Annotated in this window: 1 protein-coding gene and 1 pseudogene; both read right to left on the bottom strand. The window is 62.4% G+C overall.

Annotation, left to right across the window (positions count from 1 at the left end):
• A partial coding sequence (gene pufM / locus C0456_RS20835; RefSeq protein WP_291056721.1) for a photosynthetic reaction center subunit M occupies positions 1–865 on the bottom strand: 865 nt, incomplete at its 3' end.
• A 17-nt stretch (positions 866–882) separates the two neighbouring features.
• A pseudogene (locus C0456_RS21045) lies at positions 883–1,016 on the bottom strand (photosynthetic reaction center subunit L); the annotation flags it as partial.

Below are 1,016 nucleotides of genomic sequence, written 5' to 3'. Positions count from 1 at the left end.
CGGTCAGCAGGATGCCAATGCCACCCGTCAGCGTGGTCAGCACCGCAAACCACCACGCCCAGCGGTGGATCGATTCCATCGTGGCGTTGAACCCCATCGTCCAGCGCCAGAACAGCGCTGCACGTTCGGAGGCTGTGCCGCGATCGGTGATCTGCTCGATCTCGCGCTCGCCGCCATAACGTCCGACCGCAAGGATAGTGCCCCCGTGCATCGCGAACAACAAAGTCGATCCGTAAAGGAACACAATCGAAAGCGCGTGGAACGGATTGTAGAATAAATTGCCGTAACGGATCGAAAACGCCGCCGTCCAATCAAGGTGCGGGAAAATCCCGAACGGCACCGCTTCGGACCAGCTTCCCATCAGCACCGGGCGGATAAAGCCGAGCACCAGCATCAACCAGATGGCGGACGCAAATGCCCATGAGATGTGCGTGCCCATGCCGAGCGTCACCGCGCGGCGATAGGTGCGTGCCCACCACAGGATGACCGAGGCGGTGAAGAAGAACCCCGCGATCAGCCACCAGCCGCCCTCGGCCAGCGGCGGCAACACCCGCAGGCCATATTGCGGCCCCGGCGGCTCCAGCGCGAGCCAGGGGAGCTGACGAACGAATTCGACCGGGCTCCAATTAACCGACGCCCACATGTTGAGCCCGATAATCTCAAACGCGATCAGCCCAAACACCAGCGAAATCGTGCCGAGCCAGCCGAGGTAAATGGGTCCGATCTGCGCATTGCCGATCTTGCCCGCCCAATAGTTGAACCCGCCGGCCGCGGTGCGCGGGCCGCTGGCGTCGTCCATTGGCGGCCCCATTTCAGGGGCGGCGCGCAACTGAACCTGGGTGAAGATATTTTGATAGCTTGCCATGACTTACGCCCTTCCCTTCATGCCCAGATCGGCAGGTTGAGCCACCAGGTCCACCATTCGGGCCAGCCGCGTGTCCAAAGCGGCCCGGAAATGATGATGCACACCGCACTCCAGAACACCGCACTCAGCGCCAGGAACAGCCCCAGCCGGT

The sequence above is a fragment of the Hyphomonas sp. genome, from assembly GCF_013823385.1.
Taxonomy (GTDB): domain Bacteria; phylum Pseudomonadota; class Alphaproteobacteria; order Caulobacterales; family Hyphomonadaceae; genus Hyphomonas.
This window is presented reverse-complemented; position numbering and strand designations above follow the sequence as displayed.